The sequence below is a fragment of the Chryseobacterium sp. HMWF035 genome (assembly GCF_003094695.1).
In the GTDB taxonomy this organism is placed as follows: Bacteria; Bacteroidota; Bacteroidia; order Flavobacteriales; family Weeksellaceae; genus Chryseobacterium; species Chryseobacterium gambrini.
Genome location: NZ_QEHP01000021.1, coordinates 1 through 18,543, shown reverse-complemented (window position 1 = coordinate 18,543; position 18,543 = coordinate 1). Strand labels below are relative to the sequence as shown.

At 35.9% G+C, this 18,543-nt stretch carries 19 protein-coding genes; 11 read left to right on the top strand and 8 right to left on the bottom strand.

What is annotated here, in order from left to right:
• The first annotated feature begins 63 nt into the window (after positions 1-63).
• From DD829_RS03965 to DD829_RS03920, 10 genes are all read left to right on the top strand, one after another.
• Positions 64-1,068 carry an AAA family ATPase gene (locus tag DD829_RS03965; RefSeq protein WP_076392594.1) on the top strand — a complete coding sequence of 335 codons (1,005 nt, stop codon included), beginning with the start codon at positions 64-66 and terminating at the stop codon, positions 1,066-1,068.
• Complete coding sequence (locus tag DD829_RS03960) at positions 1,068-1,523, top strand: GNAT family N-acetyltransferase (RefSeq protein ID WP_108408771.1); 456 nt, start codon at positions 1,068-1,070, stop codon at positions 1,521-1,523. The genes DD829_RS03965 and DD829_RS03960 overlap by 1 nt, the downstream gene beginning before the upstream one ends.
• 81 nt (positions 1,524-1,604) lie before the next feature.
• Positions 1,605-2,468 (top strand): DUF58 domain-containing protein, encoded by an 864-nt coding sequence (locus tag DD829_RS03955; RefSeq protein ID WP_076392306.1) that lies wholly within the window; start codon positions 1,605-1,607, stop codon positions 2,466-2,468.
• Between the two features lie 109 nt (positions 2,469-2,577).
• Positions 2,578-3,474: a BatD family protein gene (locus tag DD829_RS03950; protein ID WP_408640177.1), complete on the top strand. Its 897-nt coding sequence runs from the start codon at positions 2,578-2,580 to the stop codon at positions 3,472-3,474.
• On the top strand, positions 3,467-4,459 hold the full coding sequence (locus tag DD829_RS03945; RefSeq protein WP_108408815.1) for a vWA domain-containing protein: 993 nt from the start codon (positions 3,467-3,469) through the stop codon (positions 4,457-4,459). Before DD829_RS03950 ends, DD829_RS03945 begins: the two co-directional genes overlap by 8 nt.
• On the top strand, positions 4,459-5,466 hold the full coding sequence (locus DD829_RS03940) for a vWA domain-containing protein (RefSeq protein WP_108408816.1): 1,008 nt from the start codon (positions 4,459-4,461) through the stop codon (positions 5,464-5,466). The genes DD829_RS03945 and DD829_RS03940 overlap by 1 nt, the downstream gene beginning before the upstream one ends.
• Positions 5,467-5,566: 100 nt before the next feature.
• Positions 5,567-6,304 carry a tetratricopeptide repeat protein gene (locus tag DD829_RS03935; RefSeq protein WP_076392314.1) on the top strand — a complete coding sequence of 246 codons (738 nt, stop codon included), beginning with the start codon at positions 5,567-5,569 and terminating at the stop codon, positions 6,302-6,304.
• Entirely contained in the window at positions 6,304-8,043 is a 1,740-nt protein-coding gene (locus DD829_RS03930) for a BatD family protein (RefSeq protein WP_108408817.1), read from the top strand. The genes DD829_RS03935 and DD829_RS03930 overlap by 1 nt, the downstream gene beginning before the upstream one ends.
• Positions 8,044-8,087: 44 nt before the next feature.
• A complete protein-coding gene (locus tag DD829_RS03925; protein ID WP_076392318.1) occupies positions 8,088-8,690 on the top strand; it encodes a MarC family protein in 603 nt (200 codons plus the stop codon).
• Positions 8,691-8,695: 5 nt separating this feature from the next.
• A complete protein-coding gene (locus DD829_RS03920; RefSeq protein ID WP_076392320.1) occupies positions 8,696-8,890 on the top strand; it encodes a hypothetical protein in 195 nt (64 codons plus the stop codon).
• A 347-nt stretch (positions 8,891-9,237) separates the two neighbouring features.
• Here the strand turns inward: DD829_RS03920 and DD829_RS03915 are convergent, their stop codons facing one another.
• The 8 genes from DD829_RS03915 to DD829_RS03880 form a co-directional block, all read right to left on the bottom strand.
• Positions 9,238-10,209, bottom strand: coding sequence for a chorismate-binding protein (locus DD829_RS03915; RefSeq protein WP_108411139.1), 972 nt, complete (start codon positions 10,207-10,209; stop codon positions 9,238-9,240).
• Positions 10,210-10,230: 21 nt separating this feature from the next.
• Positions 10,231-11,124, bottom strand: a complete 894-nt coding sequence (locus DD829_RS03910) for a hypothetical protein (RefSeq protein ID WP_108411188.1) — start codon at positions 11,122-11,124, stop codon at positions 10,231-10,233.
• Positions 11,125-11,139: 15 nt separating this feature from the next.
• Positions 11,140-12,258: an RNA polymerase sigma factor gene (locus tag DD829_RS03905; protein ID WP_116547546.1), complete on the bottom strand. Its 1,119-nt coding sequence runs from the start codon at positions 12,256-12,258 to the stop codon at positions 11,140-11,142.
• A 234-nt stretch (positions 12,259-12,492) separates the two neighbouring features.
• Entirely contained in the window at positions 12,493-12,927 is a 435-nt protein-coding gene (locus tag DD829_RS03900) for a PaaI family thioesterase (protein WP_076392328.1), read from the bottom strand.
• 52 nt (positions 12,928-12,979) lie between these two features.
• On the bottom strand, positions 12,980-13,576 hold the full coding sequence (locus tag DD829_RS03895) for a 1-acyl-sn-glycerol-3-phosphate acyltransferase (protein WP_108410636.1): 597 nt from the start codon (positions 13,574-13,576) through the stop codon (positions 12,980-12,982).
• Positions 13,577-13,894: 318 nt separating this feature from the next.
• Positions 13,895-15,616 carry a PspC domain-containing protein gene (locus tag DD829_RS03890; RefSeq protein WP_108411364.1) on the bottom strand — a complete coding sequence of 574 codons (1,722 nt, stop codon included), beginning with the start codon at positions 15,614-15,616 and terminating at the stop codon, positions 13,895-13,897.
• Between the two features lie 10 nt (positions 15,617-15,626).
• Positions 15,627-15,956, bottom strand: a complete 330-nt coding sequence (locus DD829_RS03885) for a PadR family transcriptional regulator (protein WP_108411365.1) — start codon at positions 15,954-15,956, stop codon at positions 15,627-15,629.
• Positions 15,957-16,169: 213 nt separating this feature from the next.
• Positions 16,170-17,510 carry a cytochrome P450 gene (locus DD829_RS03880; protein ID WP_116547545.1) on the bottom strand — a complete coding sequence of 447 codons (1,341 nt, stop codon included), beginning with the start codon at positions 17,508-17,510 and terminating at the stop codon, positions 16,170-16,172.
• A 323-nt stretch (positions 17,511-17,833) separates the two neighbouring features.
• Here DD829_RS03880 and DD829_RS03875 point away from each other — a divergent pair, with 323 nt between their 5' ends.
• On the top strand, positions 17,834-18,424 hold the full coding sequence (locus tag DD829_RS03875) for an HD domain-containing protein (RefSeq protein ID WP_116547544.1): 591 nt from the start codon (positions 17,834-17,836) through the stop codon (positions 18,422-18,424).
• Positions 18,425-18,543 lie beyond the last annotated feature (119 nt).

The window sequence follows — 18,543 nt, the reverse complement described above, 5'->3', positions numbered from 1 at the left end:
CGTTTTTTATGTTGATTAATGCAAGTATTTATTGGAAATTTACCCATTATTTTAAATCAAGATATGTCAGAGATCAATCAAGCTGAAGATATCCGTCAATTGACGGAGCAGGTAAAAGAAGCAAACTACTTTTTTTCTCTTTTGAGACAGGAAATCAACAAGGTTATTATTGGACAGGAATATATGATAGACCGTCTTCTGATCGGTCTTTTGGGCAATGGTCACGTTCTTTTGGAAGGTGTTCCGGGACTGGCAAAAACTCTCGCGATAAAAACTCTGGCTGAAGCGGTTCACGGAGAGTTTTCCAGAATTCAGTTTACGCCGGATCTTCTTCCAGCAGATGTTGTGGGAACAATGATTTACAATGTAAAAGACAATGATTTCTCCATAAAAAAAGGTCCTGTTTTTGCGAATTTCGTTTTGGCGGATGAGATCAACCGTGCACCAGCGAAAGTGCAGTCGGCTCTTTTGGAGGTGATGCAGGAAAAGCAGGTAACCATCGGAGACGAAACCATGAAACTTCCAAAACCATTTTTGGTATTGGCAACGCAAAACCCGATCGATCAGGAAGGTACTTATCTTTTACCAGAAGCGCAAAGTGATCGTTTTATGCTGAAATGTACGATCGATTATCCAAAACTTGAAGATGAAAGAACCGTGATGAGAATGGTTTCAACTTCACATCAGCCGACCGTAAAGCCGGTAATTTCTCTTGAACATATCGTAGCAGCAAAAGAATTAATCAATCAGATCTATCTTGATGAAAAGATTGAAAAATATATTCTGGATATGGTTTTTGCAACCCGTTTTCCTGAAGATTACGGACTTTCTGAACTTAAAAATTATATCAGTTTCGGGGCTTCTCCGAGAGCGTCCATTAATCTTGCCATTGCTTCCAGAGCCTATGCATTCTTAAAAGGAAGAGCGTTTGTAATTCCGGAAGATGTAAAATCGCTGGCAAAAGATGTTCTGAGACACAGGATCGGATTAACTTTCGAAGCTGAAGCGGAGGAAATTTCTTCAGAAGAGATCATCAATAGAATCTTAGCAAAAATTCAGGCTCCGTAATGAGTGAAGTAGTTATTAGAAAGGCAGTTCAGGAAGATTGTGAACCAATGCTGGAACTGATTAAAGAACTGGCAGATTATGAAAAGGCTTTGCATGAAGTTACCTTAACTTTAGATCAGTTTATTGAAGACGGATTCGGAAAATCTCCTGTTTGGGGAGCTTTTGTAGCAGAATTCAATGGTGAAATTGTCGGGATCTCTTTGTATTACGACAGATATTCGACCTGGAAGGGAAGAAGATTGTATCTGGAAGATCTTGTGGTGACGGAAAATCTGCGAGGAAAACAAATCGGGAAGAAATTATTTGAAGCCACCATGGAATACGGAAAATCTAACCAATACAGCGGAATGGTTTTTCAGGTTTTAAACTGGAACGAACCTGCCATTAATTTCTACAAAAAATACAGCCCGAAATTTGATGAAGAATGGCTGAATGTATCAATTGAATTTAAATAGTTGGGGAGTTGGAAGCATGATGATGGAAGTTTACAAAATTTCAAAAAAACGCTCATACACTAAAACGCTCAAACAAAGGAAATGCAGATAAAAGATATTGTAAAAAAAGTAAAGCAGATAGAAATCCGGACCCGAAAGAAGACGGAAGCTACTTTAATGGGGCAATATCACAGTGCTTTTAAAGGACAGGGAATGACGTTTTCGGAAGTTCGTCCCTATCAGTTTGGAGATGAGATCCGCAGGATCGACTGGAACAAAACAGCACGTTTCCGGGAACCTTTCGTAAAAGTAATGGAGGAGGAACGTGAACTGACGATGATGTTGGTTGTGGATATTTCCGCTTCGATGGATTACGGAACCAAAAATCAATTGAAAAGAGAATACGTTGCCGAAATTGCAGCAAGTCTGGGTTTTTCAGCGGCAGGAAATAATGATAAAGTTGGCTTGATTCTGTTTGCGGATAAAGTGTACAAAGTTATTCCGCCACAGAAAGGAAGAAAACATATTTTATCCATTATCAGTACCATTTTAACCGCAGATTATGTTCCTGCCATTTCAAAAATGGATAAAGCGATGGAATACATGATGGGAATTTTCAAACGGAAATCTCTGGTCTTCCTGTTTTCGGATTTTGAAGATGAATATGACTCTAAAATGCTGAGAGTGGCTTCCAAAAAACATCAGTTGTTGGGAATGAGAATTTATGATGAAAAAGACAATGAAATTCCGGATGTGGGATATACCTTATTATATGATGCAGAAACCGGAAAGCAAATTTGGGTAAATACCTCAAGTGCAAGATGGAGATACAATTTTGCCGAAGCCAAAAAGCAGAAGCTGAAATCTTTAGAAGAAGATTTTGCCAATAGTTCGGCGAGTTTTATGAATATTAGTACAGGTTCGGATTATTCGAGATTACTGTATAATTATTTTCAGAAGAAATAAAAATAGACACTTTTTGTCATTGCGAGGAGGAACGACGAAGCAATCTTTTTTAATACAGATTCTTCCTTCGTCAGAATGACAAAAACGACGTTAAAATTTAATAATAAAATTGAAAAAACTATTATTTATATTTTGTTTTTTAATCTGTGCAAATGCGTTTTCGCAGATCCTTTCTTCCAGTGTTGAGAAGAAAACCATTGCTTTGGGAGAAGTGAACCACATTGTGATCACCATTAATAACCTGAACAATGAAAAAGTTTCTGCAGCTCGCGAAAATGAGTTGCTGCCTTTTCATTTCGAAGAAATTAAGGACAGTATCGCGCAGACTCAGGATGTTTATTACAGAAGAATTGAATTTGCTGTTTTTGATGAAGGAAAATTTACGATTCCCGAACTGGAATTCAAAGTCAACGGAAAAGTTCTGAAAACAATTCCTTACGAAATTGATGTTATTAATACGGCTCAGAAAACAGACCAGATTAATGACATTATGAATAACAAAGAAGTAAAACTTGAAGCCACCGATTACTGGGAACTCTATAAGTTTTATATTTTAGCCGCCATTGCGGTCATCTGTCTCATCATTGCGGTCATCATGTTCATTAAATTCGGACGAAAACCAAAAGATTCGCCGGTTGTCGCCACGAATCAGACCCTGAAGGAACTGGATTCTCTCAAAAAGAAAAAATATGTGGAAAGTGGAAATTACCGTTCATTTTATGTTGAACTGATCGATATTTCCCGAAAATTCATCGCAAAACAATACCGCGTTCCGGCAGATGTTTTACTAACGGATGACCTTATTGATGTGATGAAGAAGAACAATACCATTTCTCAGGAAAATGAAAAAATAGTAGAAGACGTATTTTTAAGAGGCGATCTGGTGAAATTTGCGAAAACATTCCCGGATCAGGCAACCATGGAAAAAGATTTTGCCGACATCAGAGATTTTGTAAAAAGATCCTCAAAAGATCTTGAATTTGAAAACTTGAGAAAGGATGCCTGATTTTGAATTTTACAGTCCGTGGTTTCTGTTGCTTTTCGCGCTGTTTATCCCTTTGTTATTCAGGGATGCAAGCCGACAGAAAAGAAAAGGAATAAAAGTTCCTACGGTAAAAAATATGGGGGAAAGCGGTGGAATTCATTTCATTATGTTTATCCTGAGAATATCGAAGTACATTATTCTTTCTGCACTCATAATTGCGATGGCAAGACCGAGAACTTTTACGGTTTCTCAGGACAGAGACGATACAAAAGGGATCGATATCATGCTTTCTGTGGATGTTTCCCTGAGTATGCTGGCAAAAGATTTAACGCCCGACCGTTTAACGGCTTTAAAAGATATTGCGATTAAATTCGTTAATAAAAGACCGAATGACAGAATTGGTCTCGTAGCCTATTCCGGAGAAGCATTTACCAAAGTTCCGGTAACGTCTGATCATCAGGTTGTTGTGGATGAACTGAACAATCTTAATCCTCTGGAATTACAGCCGGGAACAGCCATCGGAGAAGGACTTTCCGTTGCGGTTAACCATTTGAAAAACAGCAAGGCAAAAAGTAAAATCATCATTCTCATGACGGATGGTGTAAATACCATTGAAAATGCAATGCCTCCTGCAATTGCTGCGGAACTGGCTAAAAATAACGGAATTAAAGTATATTCCATCGGAATCGGAACGAACGGATACGCTTTGATGCCTACACAGACCGATATTTTCGGAGATCTTGTTTTTACGGAAACTGAGGTGAAGATTGATGAGCCTGTTTTAAAAGAAGTCGCGCAAATGACGGGCGGAAAATATTTCAGAGCTACATCAAACAGCAGTCTTGAAGAAGTGTATGATGAAATTAACCAACTGGAAAAATCTGATGTAAAGGTGGCAAAGCTTTTCAATTATCAGGAATATTTTAAAATTTTCCTGTGGATTGCTTTGGGTATGCTGTTTTTAGACGCATTACTGAGATGGGTGTTTTATAAAATTTTAAGTTAATGGATTGGTATTTAGGTAATTATTGGTTTTTGTTGTTGCTGTTGCTTTTGCCGCTTTTAGCTTCCTTTTTGGTCCGTTTTCTGAAATGGAAAAAAAAGAAAAGAGAAATTTTCGCAGACAGTCAGTTTCATGAGCAGTTATTTGAAAAAAAATCCGGTTTTACCAAGTTTTTTCCGGCGCTCTATCTTTTTGGAACATTGTTTTTAATATTTTCGATTATCGATTTGTTAAGCGGTTCAGAAGAAATTAAAACCAGTCAGAAATTAAATAATGTCATTTTCATGCTGGATGTTTCCAACTCGATGAATGCGGAAGATATTAATCCGAGCCGTTTAACGGAAGCAAAGAATCTCATGCTTCAGACGATGCAGAAGATGAAAAGCGATAAGGTAGGAATGGTGATTTTTGCAGGACAGGCGACCTCCATCATGCCTTTAACCACAGATTACAGCTCGGCAGAAACCTACATCAGCGGAATCGAAACAAACTCCATGCAGATTCAGGGGACAGATTTTCTGAACGGGATGAAAATTGCTGCCGAAAAATTCAAAAATGTAAGCAAAGACGGAAGAAAAGTTGTTTTGCTGAGTGATGGTGAAGACAACGAAGGAAATGACGAAGCAGCAATACGACTGGCTAAAAAAGAGGGAATTATGATTACGTCCGTCGGAATAGGAACAGAAGAGGGAGCTCCGGTTCCGGAATATGTTTTCGGACAGTTAATGGGATATAAAAGTGATATCAACGGACAGACCGTTATCTCCAAAAGACAGACCGAAGCGCTGAAAAAAATGGCTGATGCAACCGGAGGAAGCTATATTGACGGAAATAACATCAATGAAGCTCCTGACAGAATTTTAGACGCTTTGAAAAAGAAAACAGGATCATCTGAAACCATGGTGAAATCACAGAATGCGAATCATTATTACCAGTATTTTCTGGCAGTTTCTCTATTTTTCTTCTTTCTGATTTATTTATTTAATCCTAAAAGAGATTTTAATGTTTAATAATCCGGATACATTGTCTCAGAACCAGACTATTACTTTAACCCAATTTTAACAAATAAGACACTGTTTATTAACATTTAAAGGAATAATTTTGCACATAATGAATACTAAAATCATTTTTTTATCGTTTATAATTGCTTTCATCTTTCCGGGAAATCTTTTCGGGCAGAAAAACTACAGGACTTTAGTCTATGAAGGCAATGAAAAATTCAACGGTAAAGATTATGATGGCGCGTCTGTAAAATATCTGGAAGCGATAAGAACCAACAGCAAAGATTTTACAGCGCACTACAATTTAGGAAACGCATTATATAAAAGCAAAAAATACGAAGAGGCAAAAGCAGAATTCGAGACGGCTCAGAAACTTTCTCAGACGCTTCCGGATAAAGCAGCAGCTCTTCATAATTTGGGGAACACCTATATGCAGATGAATAAGCCTGAAAAGGCAGCAGAATTCTACAGACAGTCCCTGAAGCAAAATCCTTACAGCGAAGTAACAAGAAAAAATTACGAGATTGCCAAGCTGAAGGATAAAGAAAACCAACAGAAAAAACAACAGCAAAATAACTCCGGTAAAGGAGGCGGTGGTAAAGACCAACAGCAAAATGATGATCAAAAAGGAAAAGATCAAAAGCAGGATCAGGGACAAGGTCAGCAGAATAAAGGAGACGGACAGGGAAATGATCCCAACCGAAACCAGAATAATGAAGGCAAAATCCCTAAAGGTCTCGAAAATCAAATACTCAACAAAGTAAGCGACAAGGAAAAAGAAACCGCCAGAAGAATTTTGAATAAAAATTCTTATTCGATGCCCGAGAGCAACGAGAAAGATTGGTGATGCAGAACAGAATTATTTACATATTACTTTTAATGTCTTCCGTAATTTCTTACGGACAGGTAAATCTTTCTGTAATTCCGGATAAAACAACTTATAGCTCCAAAGAAATTGTAAATCTCAGCATCGTTCTTGAGGTAGAAGGAGCCGAATATAATCAGCAGACAAAACTTCGTCTTCCTGATTTTTCTAAATTCAATCTTATTGGTACCGGTTCACTGAGCAATGGATTTATAGATCCCGAAAGTAACGTTGCCGTTTCACAGACCATCACAAGACTTGCTCTTGAACCCAAACAGAAAGGAAAAGTAAAGATCGGATCTTTCCTGATTACCATCAACAATAAAATTTATAAGACGGAACCTTTTGACATTTTTATAAAAGATGTAGAAAAGAAACCAGTGGCTGCAAACAATGCTTCAAAAGACGTTTATCTCAATATGGAGATTGATGACCGTGAAGTGTATCAGGATCAGCCTACCATTGCTGTTCTGAAGGTGTATTCAAAAAACATGGATAACTTCAGAAGAGTAAGAAATATTCATCTTCCCGAACAAGACAATCTGGATGTTTTTCCGGTAAGCTTTACAAAATCTGAGATTGATCCTTCCGACGCAGGAAATATGGCATCCCAGATTCTTGCCGTATTTATGGTTTTCCCGAATGAAGCGGGGTATGTGGATATTCCGGGAGTTTCTGCCTCTTTAAATTCCTATGCGAATAAAAATAAAATTGTTTCCAATAAAGTAAAGATCAACGTCAAAAAGCTTCCTGAAGGTTCTCCGGAATGCTTTAAAAATGCAGTAGGAAACTTCAATGTAACGGTTGCCAATACTTCAAAAGAAAAAGTTGAGGTTAAAAAACCGATGAATGTTCTTATAAAAGTAAGCGGAGAAGGGAATCTTAAAAGCATGGAGCTTCCCAAAATTGCGGAATCTCCGGATTATGAAGTTTTTGCACCCAAAATTACTTCACGTGTAACGGTGGGAACAGAAGGGATGAAAGGTGAGGTTTTGGCCAATTATCTTGTGATTCCTAAAAAAGCGGGAGAAATAACCATTAAAACAGAGCAGTTTGCCTTTTTTGATCCTTCAAGTAAAGAGTATGTGGACCTCGGACAGCAGTCTTTAGCCGTAAATGCTTTTTCTCATGATCAGATTCTTGAATCCCGCACTGCGGTTGAGAAAGTGAATGAGTATACCAATACTTTTCTAGAAACGGTAAATACGCCAGTTTTAAAAACAACATCATTTAAAGTAAAAGAAAAAAAGAAATTCCACTGGAATATTCTTTTCATCAATATTGCGATTTTACTTTCGTTATTCGGAATGTATCTTCTGTTTAAAACGTGGCAGAAAAAAAACAGATTATCTAAAGAAATTCAGACTCCGATGGCTTTAGGTTCTGTTGCTGAAACAGAAAATGAAATCCGTGAAAAGTTTAAAACAGACATCAATGATTACTTCGGGTATTTGGAAAATCTTAAAGATAATGAAGATTATCAAAAGTTTTTTCAAACCTTCGATGAGCTTGATGAGGAAGTGAAAAGCCAATATTCTGTAAATCCGGCTGATCATTTCGCTGAGTTGCTGGAAAAAGAAAAAGGTTCAGCAATTGCCGAAGAATACAGGAATCTTATTCAGAGAGTGCAGGTTGAAAAGTATGCCCCGATAAAATCTTCCGAAGGAATGGACGAACTTTTATCAGCAATCGTTAATTTGTATTCTAAGATTAGCAAATAATTAATTTATTTTCATATTTTTGCGAAATTATTAATTGCAAGGAAATGGAAATATTTAATGATTTTTCGATAAAAGAGATTATTACCTGTTTTATGGTTCTTTTTGCAGTGATTGATATCATTGGCTCTATCCCGATCGTGGTAAGTCTGCAGCAAAAGTTCGGACAGATAGAAGCAGAAAAAGCGTCTATTACCGCAGGAGCTATTATGCTTGTTTTCCTTTTCGTAGGGAATAAAATTCTGAAATTTATCGGTGTTGATGTTAATTCGTTCGCCATTGCGGGAGCTTTTGTGATTTTTATCATAGCCCTGGAAATGATTCTCGGAATTGAGATCAACAAAACGTCTGAAGCAAAGGCTGCATCCATCGTTCCCATCGCATTTCCGCTGGTTGCAGGAGCCGGAACTCTAACAACTACACTGTCTCTGAAAGCCGAGTTTCATGATATTAACATTATTTTTGGAATTATTCTCAACACAATTTTCGTATATTTGGTGCTGAAATCTGCAACGTGGCTGGAGAAGAAAATGGGTGATGCGACACTCGCTATTTTACAGAAAGTTTTCGGAATTATCCTGTTGGCGATTTCAATTAAATTATTCACCGCGAATTTTGCGCAATTGGTGCAGAATTACATTAATTTTTAAGAGTTATGCAGAAGTTTTATAAAGTATTTTTGGTACTGTTCATCGTGTTTATCGCAATTAATCTTTATGCTTTAGACTGGCAATCGGATATTTTGTCTGAGGATAACCTGAAGTTTGTTTTCTCAATAGCTTCAGCGGCAATAGGTCTTATTTTGCTTTTTGTAATGAATACATGGAGCAAAATTGGAGTAAGAAAATAATTGAATTACAATCTTATATAAAGCCTCTTTCAGTTTGAAGGAGGCTTTTTTATTTCTGCTTCTTATTGCATTTTAGCTCTCAAATAATAAAAATCTAAAGTAAAGAGTTTTGCTCCTTTAGGAGCAGAATCTGTGTAGAAATAAGAATAAATCTATTAATCAATCCGTAGGATTGATATCTATGATACGATACATTTTATAAAGATAGCGTTCCTACGGAACGCCGAACGTCTTCCGAATATGATTTCTACACAGATAAAACTCCATAGAGTTTTCTAGCGTTTTACTTTAACAAAATCTTGAATCTTTTGCCTCTTTTTCGGTCAAATAAAATTTAAAGAAGTTTATTATTTTAAAATCGCCAGATTTTTTAGAACAGCTTCAGATTTAAGTTCAGTTTCTGTCCATTCTTTTTCGGGATTGCTTTGTGCGGTAATTCCGCCACCTACAAACAAATGAACCGCATTTTTATACAGTTTTGAACAGCGAAGATTAACAAAATACTGTACCGTTTCATCAGTCTCAATTTTAATATATCCTGCGTACAGTTCGCGCGGAAATTTTTCAATATTCTGAATTTCTTCTTTACAAAAATCTTTCGGAATTCCGCAAACAGCAGGAGTAGGATGCAGTTCCTGAATGATCTGATCTAAGTTTTCATGCTTAATTCGGGCTTTAAAATCGGTTCTAAGATGCTTGATATTTCCTGAAATATGATCGTAGGTTTCAGATTCCGTTACGTTTTCAGAATACTGATTTAAAATATTTCTGATGTAGGACGTTACAGGTTTTTGTTCCTCAATTTCCTTTTCCGACCAGTTTTCAGAAACGGGAAGCGTTCCTGCGAGACTCATCGTTTCAAATTCGTGCGTTCTTTTACTGAATTTTCCTAAAACTTCTGAAAAAGCACCCATCCATGAATTTTCGTCATTGATAAAAATATATCGGAATGCATTCGGATAGGATTGACAAAGATGATTAAAGCTTTCTTTTAAATCAATTTTTTTAAAATCTGTGAAAAATTTTCTTCTTGAATAGACCAGTTTCGGAAGCTGATGTTCTTTGATAACCGCAATTACTTTTTCAAGATTTTTTAAATATTCTTCCTTTGTTTCGGCAACAAATCCGCTTTTATCCTCAGGTAAAATCTTACTTGAAATTGCTGTCTGATTAAAATTTTCAGGGTTTAATTCAATAATTTTTCCTCCAAAATCCAATCGTTCCAATCCATCAAAAGAATAAAAACTGATAGGGTTTTCGCCGGAATTTTCATCTGTGGAATACAGTTTTTCGTCGAATGGAAATTTGAAATAAATCATTGTTTGAAGCTTTTTCGAAAATCAGAGTCGGGAAATAATATAAGAAATTCCAACATTGATTTTTCTTTCTGCAAAGGTATTATTAGTCTTAAAAATCTCAAAATCAAAGTCAGGGTTTTTTAAGGAAATATTTTTGATGCTGTAATGCTGATATTCCGCAGAAATGATGAAACGTCGCAGCAATCTGTACTGAAGACCCAAAGAAAATCCGAGATTTGTCTGTGTGCTTTTAAAATCCTCCAGTTTGGTTAAAGCGTCATTTTCAGGAGTCAGAAACTGCATTTTATAAGTCTGATTATTTAGCAAAATTCCTGCAAACGGACGGAAGTTTTTCCAGTTATACATCAGTTTAAGCTGAAGTGCAAACTCAAAATGCTTATTGTTAAATTGTTGAAATAAAAGTGCCTGATTATCTTTTGTAAAATAATATCCGTTGAGAAAAGTGCTTTCTTTATTGGCATCAAGATCGAAGGATGAATTCCAGTGATACGCATTGGCAGAAACCCAGACTAAAAACTGAGAATCAAAGAAACTTTTGGAAGCCCAGATTTCAAGATTTTCCCCGAACTGCGGTTTATTTTCTAAAGACCAGTTTGCACTTTTTATACCAAATCCGCCTTCAATTCCATACTGAAAGGTCACTGGTTTTCGCAATCTTGCTCTTCTTGAAGCTCTCTGTTTGTCGATTTCCTGTTTGTATACATCCGTCACAAATTTAGTTTCCTGAACGGTCGGTGTTTTCATCACAACATCATTCAACCTGAATTTTAAAGGTTTCATGAGATATACGGTATCATAAACGACTACTTTTTCGTAGACGTAAACCGTATCGATTTTCCTTTTCCTGATTTTCTGTGCAAACGAAAAGTTAACACAGGCGATGAGAAAAAGAAGTATTATTTTTTGGAAGGACATATTCTGCGTTTCAATTTATTTTTCAATAAATACGGTGTCTCTTTTAATGATTTTTTTAACGACAATTACTTTCTGCGGAGCTTCTTCAATGGTGTCGTTTGCAGCCGTTTTTTTTAAAACCGGTCTGCTTTTCAATCCTGTTTCATCGTCGTTTATTTTTGTTTTTGAAGTGTTTTTCTCTTCAATTATATTTGTTGCTGACTGATTTACAGCATCATTGTCTGATTTTTCTTTTTTATCGAAATTGATAGTTTCTAAATATTCTTTAGTCTCTTTATTTTTTATTTCACCTTTGTTTTTAAAAGTTGATGAAACTGAATCATGATCGGTTGTGAAAAACGAATTCTTCGGATTTATAAAAAAAACGGACAGAACGATGATGATTAAAAATGTTCCTCCAATTATTATTTTCTTTTTCAGGCTTTTACCGGATGATGAAAATGCAACATTATCAATTTTAAGATCGGAAGGAATCTGCAGTTTTTTTGATGGCTGAATGGTAAAATCAGCAAATTTGCTTTTGAATGTCTGCGCCCAAAGCAATCCGCCAAGTCCGAAAATAACAAGCAGTTGAGCCATTTTTTTCTTCGGAGTATTTTGATTGACGAAATTCTTCATCAGATAATTCTGAACCGCTTTTTTCGCTCTCAAAAGGTGAGATTTTGAGGTGTTTACTGTAATTCCCAATAAACCGGAAATTTCTGCATGAGAATGATTTTCAATAAAATACAGATTGAAAACGGATTTATGATGGGATGGAAGACTGTCGATGGAAGACAGCAGTTCTTCACTGGTAAAGTCGTAAACGAATACATTTTTCTCTTCTAATAAATGATGGTCCATTTCTGAATAGGTATCTGGGATTTCCGAAGGTTCTGTAGTTACAAAAGTATCTTTGCTGTGTTTGCGGATGTGTTGCAGTGCATTATTTACCACAATTTTTTTCAGCCAGGCAAAGAGAGCCTTTTCGTCATTCAACTGATCGTTTTTCTGGATTGCGGTAATAAAGCTGTCCTGCACGATGTCTTCTGCCGTGTAAATATCATCAATATATCTTCTGCATATTCCCAGAAGTTTCGGGGAATAATCGAGATAGATTTTCTGCCAGTTGAAGTTGCTGCTGTTTTGCTTCATAATTTAATTCGCGACAAATAGTAGGTTTTTATTTACCGGAAGTTTTATTAAAATTTTGACCTTTTCAAGATAAAGTTAAATCTTTATATAAATGAACAGGGGTAAAAAATAAAATTAAAGTTTTCATGGTTATTATTTTCTTATAAGATGCAGAAAAAATAAAAGGTTGCAGCAGGAAAATAAAAAAAGCTCAAATTTTTTTTGAGCTTGGTATCTTTTAGTGAAAATTAAATCTTATCGGTTGATGATATTGTTCGTCATCGTGGTATGATTAATGAGCTGACCTTTTTCATCGCGGATCTCAATTTCTGAAACATGCATCGTTTTTCCTTTTCGGATGAATCTTGCAACGGCTGTTACGATTCCGTCTTTTTTACTTCTTAAATGGTTGGAATTGATGTTGGTTCCCACTCCGAAATATTTTGTACCGTCGATAAAAATATTAGACAGGCTTGAACCCATGGTTTCTGCCAAAACACAGCTTGCGCCACCGTGCATAATTCCGAAAGGCTGATGAATTTTTGGTGAAACAGGCATGGTTGCCGTTAATGTTTCATTGTCAACATCAATATCCGTAAATTTGATATCCAGAGTTTTTGCAAATGTTTCTCCGCCCCAGTTGTTGATGAATTCTAATATTTCTTCCTTGCTTTTATCTTTTATGAACATATTTTTTAATAATGAATAATAAGTAATTGGTAATGAGTAATTTTGATAGCTTCTAACTTCCAGCCTCAGTATCATTTCCCATGATATTCGGGTTCCAGTTTTCCGGGATTTTAGGAACTATATCATTTTTTATGTAGTAATCCTGAATTTCCTGCATAATTTCTGTAAACGGTGCAGATGCAATTCTTTCGTAGGGAATGGTATACCCAAGATAAATGATTTTTCTTTTAAAATCTCCCGCCGCGAGAACGATAGGAACTTTAGCCGCTAAAGCCATGTGATAAAAGCCTTTTCTCCATTTCGGAACCCAGCTTCTTGTTCCTTCGGGAGTGATGACCAGACTGAAATCGTCTTTTTCAAACTGTTTGGCTACGAAATTCACCAGATCATTCTTCTGGCTTCTGTCGATCCCGATTCCGCCCAGACCTTTTACAACGCTTCCGTACCAAGCTTTGGTGTGTGCATCTTTGATGATGATTTTTAATGGTTTTTTCAGAGACCAGTAGGATAGATTTCCTAAAATATATTCCATGTTGTGCGTGTGTGGCGCGACTACAAGAATACATCTGTTCAGAACGTTTTCGTCGCCCTGAAGAACGACTTTCCAGCCCATTAATTTTAGCAGCAGTTTGCCGATCAGCTTTCTCATATAGTTTTAGATTAAAAACAAAAAAAGTATAACCAAAGTGGTTATACTTTACAAATATATTGAAATATTATCGCTCTTAAAACAGACTGCTGATTAAATCAACAATTTTCATTACAATTTCTAGTGCCAGTTGTACCATGATTATTGAATTTTTATTGAGTGTTTTGGTTATAATGTTTTACTACACAAATGTAAAGATTTTTATTAACATAGCGAACAAAATCTTTATATTTTTTCGTTTTCAGTGAGAGAAGAAGAGTGTGAATTTCAAACGGTTGTGTTATTCATTCACACCTTCTGCCACTCTCTGCAGTTTAGTTATTTGGTTTGTATGGAAATTTCGTTTTTACCTTCGTCTACCTTGAAATCGATGTTGGCTCCTTTCATCTTTTTGATGCTGCTTTTCATGGAATCGATTACCTGATCTGCTTTATTGCTCGGAACTCTTTTTCCGTTAACGATAATGCTGTCTTCATCATCAGAGTTGTATTCAATTGTAGAACCGTTTACCGTGATTTTATTTTTTTCGATTTTGATGTTTCCGTCTTCATCTCTTTCCTGATCGTCATCATTAATTCCGTCTGCGTTAAGATCTCCGTCGAAGCTGATTCCGTCTTTTTTTACAGGGATCACTACGGTTTTTAAAGGAAGAACCAATTCATAATCAATGCTGTAATCTCTGAAACGGTGTTCGTAAGGATATTTGATGTAGTTGGGAAGAACAATTCTGTTGTTTACCACTTCTACAGGAACACTTACATTTAACGGAAGATTATATCCTTTAGCTTCTTTTTTAATGATTAGATAAGGCGTTTTGATGTCTGCTTTTCTCGTTACATTTATGTGCATCCAGTCTCTTTCGTACACAGAAACTTTGTCTGAATAAAGATCATCATCGTATCCTTTAAAGTTCTGAGGAATGGAAACCTGCTTGAAATCTACATAAATACTGTCTGATTGTGTGTTGATCGCAATTTCTTCTGTATCTTCTTTATGACCTTTCAGGAACATTTCTCTTTTCGCCATGCTGAATCCGAAGTAAGTTCCTAAAGTGATCAGTGCAAGGAATAACGCTCCGATTACCCAACCTGTATTTCTCAGTTTTGTTTTAGGAGAAATTAATTTGATGCTTAATAATCCGAAAAGCATTGCAGGCAATAAACTTCCTAAAGTGATCAGCGCCATGATAATGTACTTCATATTATCATTATCAAAATAGAAATTCATCTGGCTGATTGGAGGAAAATCGCTGTCTGCTCCCATGAAACCGAATACTACGAATACTCCGATTAAACAAGACAAAGACATAAATCCGAAAATTCCTCCTAAAATATATCGTAATACATTCCAAAGTCCGCTTCCTGCGTTATTGATGTAAGGTTTGTTTTCGATATAGATTTCTCCGACCCTCTGAGTAGATTCGTTGGCAAACTGTACCAATTTATTAGACTCATTCTTAAGATTGTCGAAGTTCATAGGCTTTCCCTTCATTTTCAGGAAATCTGCTGCGGTTTCTGCTTTTGGCAAAACTGCCCAAAGAATAACGTAAAGTAAGAAAACCAAGGTTGAAGAAACGGCCGCCGTAAAGATTCCAAGGATGAAAACACCAAGCCAGATCGCTCTCATTGCAGTGATGTCCATTCCTACGTAATGTGCTAAACCTGCACAAACACCGGCGATTTTTTGTCTTTCAGGATCACGGAACAACTGTTTTTTATCAGAATATTCGGTTCCGGAAGTTCCTGTTTTCTTTGTATTTTTTTCAGAATAATATGCTTCTTCCTGTTCTTCAATTTTTTCTGGGCTTCCGATCTGTGCAATTACTCTTTCAACATCTGAATCGTTGATTACTTCACGTTTTGCCATAGAATCTTTGAAGATTTCTACCATTCTGATTTCTATGTCATGCATTACTTCATCTGCTTCCGAAGCGTCCAAAGAGCTTCTCAGAGCATTCAGGTAATCGCTAAGTTTTATATATGCGTGTTCTTCTATGGTAAAAGAAAAACCTGCGAGTCCTATTGAGAGTGTCTTGTTCATAGCTTTGTTTTTAATGTTTTTGAGTGATTTGGTTGACTGAATTGGTTAATTCGTTCCAGGTATTTTGAAGTTCATCTAAAAATAATTTACCTTTTTCTGTAATCTGGTAATATTTTCTGGGCGGTCCTCCCGTAGATTCTTCCCATCTGTATGAAAGGAACTCGCCGTTTTTTAATCTTGTTAAAAGAGGGTAGAGTGTTCCTTCTACGACATCCAGTTTTCCTTTTTTCAGTTCATCTATTAAGTCGGAAACGTACATTTCACGATGATTGATGAGACTTAAAATACAGAATTCCAGAATTCCTTTTCGCATTTGCGCTTTGGTATTTTCAGTATTCATCTTTAATAAGTTTTGTTAATTAGTTACATAATTTTCGAAATCCGGAACCTAGCTAGTTGTACCTGTTTCGATTTTACATTACAAAGATATGTAAATAAAATGGTATTATGCAATACAAAGTAGTGAAAAAATATAAATAAATAGTTTAACTAATTGATAATCAGTTTAATTATTTTTAATAGAAAATTTTACGAAATCCGGATTTTATGAAAATCAGATCATATTTTTAACAATTTTACCTTTTAGGCTCAATGTTCTTAAAGTAACCAAAGCTTTTTTCTTTAATTCTTTCTGATATGATATGAAGCTGTATTTTTTGTAGAATCTACGGACGATAAGAGCCATTTCCATCATGGCAAAGTGTTCTCCTATGCAGAGTCTCGGTCCTGCTCCGAAAGGGTAGTAGGCGAAGTTTTTGGCATTTTCATCATCAAAACGTTCAGGAATAAAAGAATCGGGATCACTCCAGTACTTCGGGTTTCTGTGCAGACCCGTAATATAGAGGATTATTAAAGTTTCTTTTTTCCAAGAGTAATTTTTAAAGCTGTCGTCTTCCAGAGCCTGCCGGTCGATTGCCCAAGCCGGAGAATGCAGTCTCATTGCTTCTTTGATAATATTTGAGGTATAGGATTTTTTCATTAAGCTTTCTGTACCAAAAGCATTTTCATCTTCTGCAGCAATTTCAGCTTTTAGCTTTTGTTCAGCTTCAGGATTCCGGCTGATCTCGAAAAAGATAAAACTTAAAGCATTGGCGGTGGTTTCGTGTCCTGCAACGAAAAGAATGAGCATTTCATCAATTAGCTGTTCATCAGACATCGGAAGTTGTGTATCTTCATAACGTGCCTGAATAAGCATATCCAGCAAATCATTTTTTTCTTCGCCTGAGCTCCTTCTTTTATCCAGAACATTTTTAATGATATTTTTTCCCTCATTGCTTTTTCTCATCACTTTATCAATTATCCCAAGACTTTTTATCATCTGGCTATACAAAGGAATTCTTACTTCTTTCGCAAAGACTTCCTGAACTTCGGTAATGATTTTTCCTAATTCTTTTACGCTTTCTTCATCAATATCCGAGCTGAAAAGTGTTTTCGCAACAATGTTGAAAGCCAGTGTATGAAAGAAGTCGTACAAATCAGTCTCCGGTTCCTGTGGAAAAGCCTGAAATGCTTTATCAATTTCAGCCTCCATAATGCCAACCAAATTGGAGATTTTGACCTTACTGAATCCCGGCTGGATGAGTCGCCTCTGTTTCAGCCAGTCTTTCCCGTTATTGGTAAGCAGTCCTTTCCCGATATATTTTCCTAAGATAACCGATTGTATATCAGATTTAAAATAGTTTTTATGGTTTTGCTTTAGAATATATTCAATAAATTCCTTATCCTGAGAAAAGATAAAATCGATGTTCGTTATGCTGGCTTTAAGATGAAAAGTGTCTCCTGCAATGTTATGATTTCCGCTGATCACTTCTAAAGGATTGTTTATTCCGTATAAAAGTGAATACAGTTTTCTTTTTCCTTTAATTTCTGTAGGATAATTGTAATTTGGGGTCATGTTGAATATTTATAATAAATGTAATACTAATCTGTGAATTAAAATATGTTTAAAGCTAAAAGTCATATTTTTGTATTATCTGTTTTATCATTTTAATTTTATGCTTTTTTAAATTTTAACCATAAAAGAAACGAAAGATTTATCATAAATTCATTATCAAAATAATCAGCGTTCTCATAAGCATGAAAGTCTGATGTTTTTTAAACCAATATTTTTTTCTTTTGTGTAGGAACTTTAACAAAGTCAGGTGGATTTTTTAAGTAAAAAGGATAAAAAAATATTCTAAATGATTGAGGAATAATGACGTCTAAATAATATATACAATGAAAATACAAAAGGAAATCGATTTTATTCTGGCTGTTGATGCCCTGAAAAATGTACAAAGAAGAAATTACAATGCAGACGATTCACGAAGAGAAAATACGGCAGAACATTCATGGCAGATTATTATTCTGGCGCAGATCCTTTTTCCGTATGCGAAAAACAGAGCAGATATCGATTTGTTGAGGGTAATCAGAATGTTGTCTATTCATGATTTGGTGGAGATTGAAGCAGGAGATACTTTCATATTTGATGAAGCGGCAATGGTTGGGAAATTTGAAAGAGAGAAAGTTTCAGCTCAGAAAATCTTCGGAATTTTAGACGAACCGCTGCGCTCCGAATTTTTTAATCTTTGGCTGGAATTTGAAGAAGAGCAGACTCCTGATGCAATTTTTGCCTGCGCGATCGACCGCATTATGCCTTTTATTTTAAATTCCCATACTTCAGGAAAAAGCTGGACGGAAGCCGGAGTTACGGAAAAGCAAATAAGAAATATGCTGGAAAATGCCATTGTAAGAGCTTCAGATGAATTGGGAGAGGCTTTTCAATTGTTGCTGCTGAAAAATTTGGAAACTGAAAAGGTATTGAAATAGAAAGGTTTCGGCGGGCAAAGCCTAGTCATGGTCGGAAGATTTTTTTTATTATTTTGAATAATGTTTTTTTAATTTAACTATTTGATTTCCAATTAATTGTATTTCTGTTTTGGTTTTTA

Coding starts and splice junctions, on each gene's coding strand:
- DD829_RS03965 (WP_076392594.1), top strand. CDS start 64: ATGTCAGAGATCAATCAAGCTGAAGATATCCGTCAATTGACGGAGCAG.
- DD829_RS03900 (WP_076392328.1), bottom strand. CDS start 12,927: ATGTTCATAAAAGATAAAAGCAAGGAAGAAATATTAGAATTCATCAAC.
- DD829_RS03895 (WP_108410636.1), bottom strand. CDS start 13,576: ATGAGAAAGCTGATCGGCAAACTGCTGCTAAAATTAATGGGCTGGAAA.
- DD829_RS03875 (WP_116547544.1), top strand. CDS start 17,834: ATGAAAATACAAAAGGAAATCGATTTTATTCTGGCTGTTGATGCCCTG.
- DD829_RS03955 (WP_076392306.1), top strand. CDS start 1,605: ATGCAGATAAAAGATATTGTAAAAAAAGTAAAGCAGATAGAAATCCGG.
- DD829_RS03960 (WP_108408771.1), top strand. CDS start 1,068: ATGAGTGAAGTAGTTATTAGAAAGGCAGTTCAGGAAGATTGTGAACCA.
- DD829_RS03915 (WP_108411139.1), bottom strand. CDS start 10,209: ATGATTTATTTCAAATTTCCATTCGACGAAAAACTGTATTCCACAGAT.
- DD829_RS03910 (WP_108411188.1), bottom strand. CDS start 11,124: ATGTCCTTCCAAAAAATAATACTTCTTTTTCTCATCGCCTGTGTTAAC.
- DD829_RS03885 (WP_108411365.1), bottom strand. CDS start 15,956: ATGAATACTGAAAATACCAAAGCGCAAATGCGAAAAGGAATTCTGGAA.
- DD829_RS03880 (WP_116547545.1), bottom strand. CDS start 17,510: ATGACCCCAAATTACAATTATCCTACAGAAATTAAAGGAAAAAGAAAA.
- DD829_RS03890 (WP_108411364.1), bottom strand. CDS start 15,616: ATGAACAAGACACTCTCAATAGGACTCGCAGGTTTTTCTTTTACCATA.
- DD829_RS03945 (WP_108408815.1), top strand. CDS start 3,467: ATGCCTGATTTTGAATTTTACAGTCCGTGGTTTCTGTTGCTTTTCGCG.
- DD829_RS03940 (WP_108408816.1), top strand. CDS start 4,459: ATGGATTGGTATTTAGGTAATTATTGGTTTTTGTTGTTGCTGTTGCTT.
- DD829_RS03935 (WP_076392314.1), top strand. CDS start 5,567: ATGAATACTAAAATCATTTTTTTATCGTTTATAATTGCTTTCATCTTT.
- DD829_RS03925 (WP_076392318.1), top strand. CDS start 8,088: ATGGAAATATTTAATGATTTTTCGATAAAAGAGATTATTACCTGTTTT.
- DD829_RS03930 (WP_108408817.1), top strand. CDS start 6,304: ATGCAGAACAGAATTATTTACATATTACTTTTAATGTCTTCCGTAATT.
- DD829_RS03920 (WP_076392320.1), top strand. CDS start 8,696: ATGCAGAAGTTTTATAAAGTATTTTTGGTACTGTTCATCGTGTTTATC.
- DD829_RS03905 (WP_116547546.1), bottom strand. CDS start 12,258: ATGAAGCAAAACAGCAGCAACTTCAACTGGCAGAAAATCTATCTCGAT.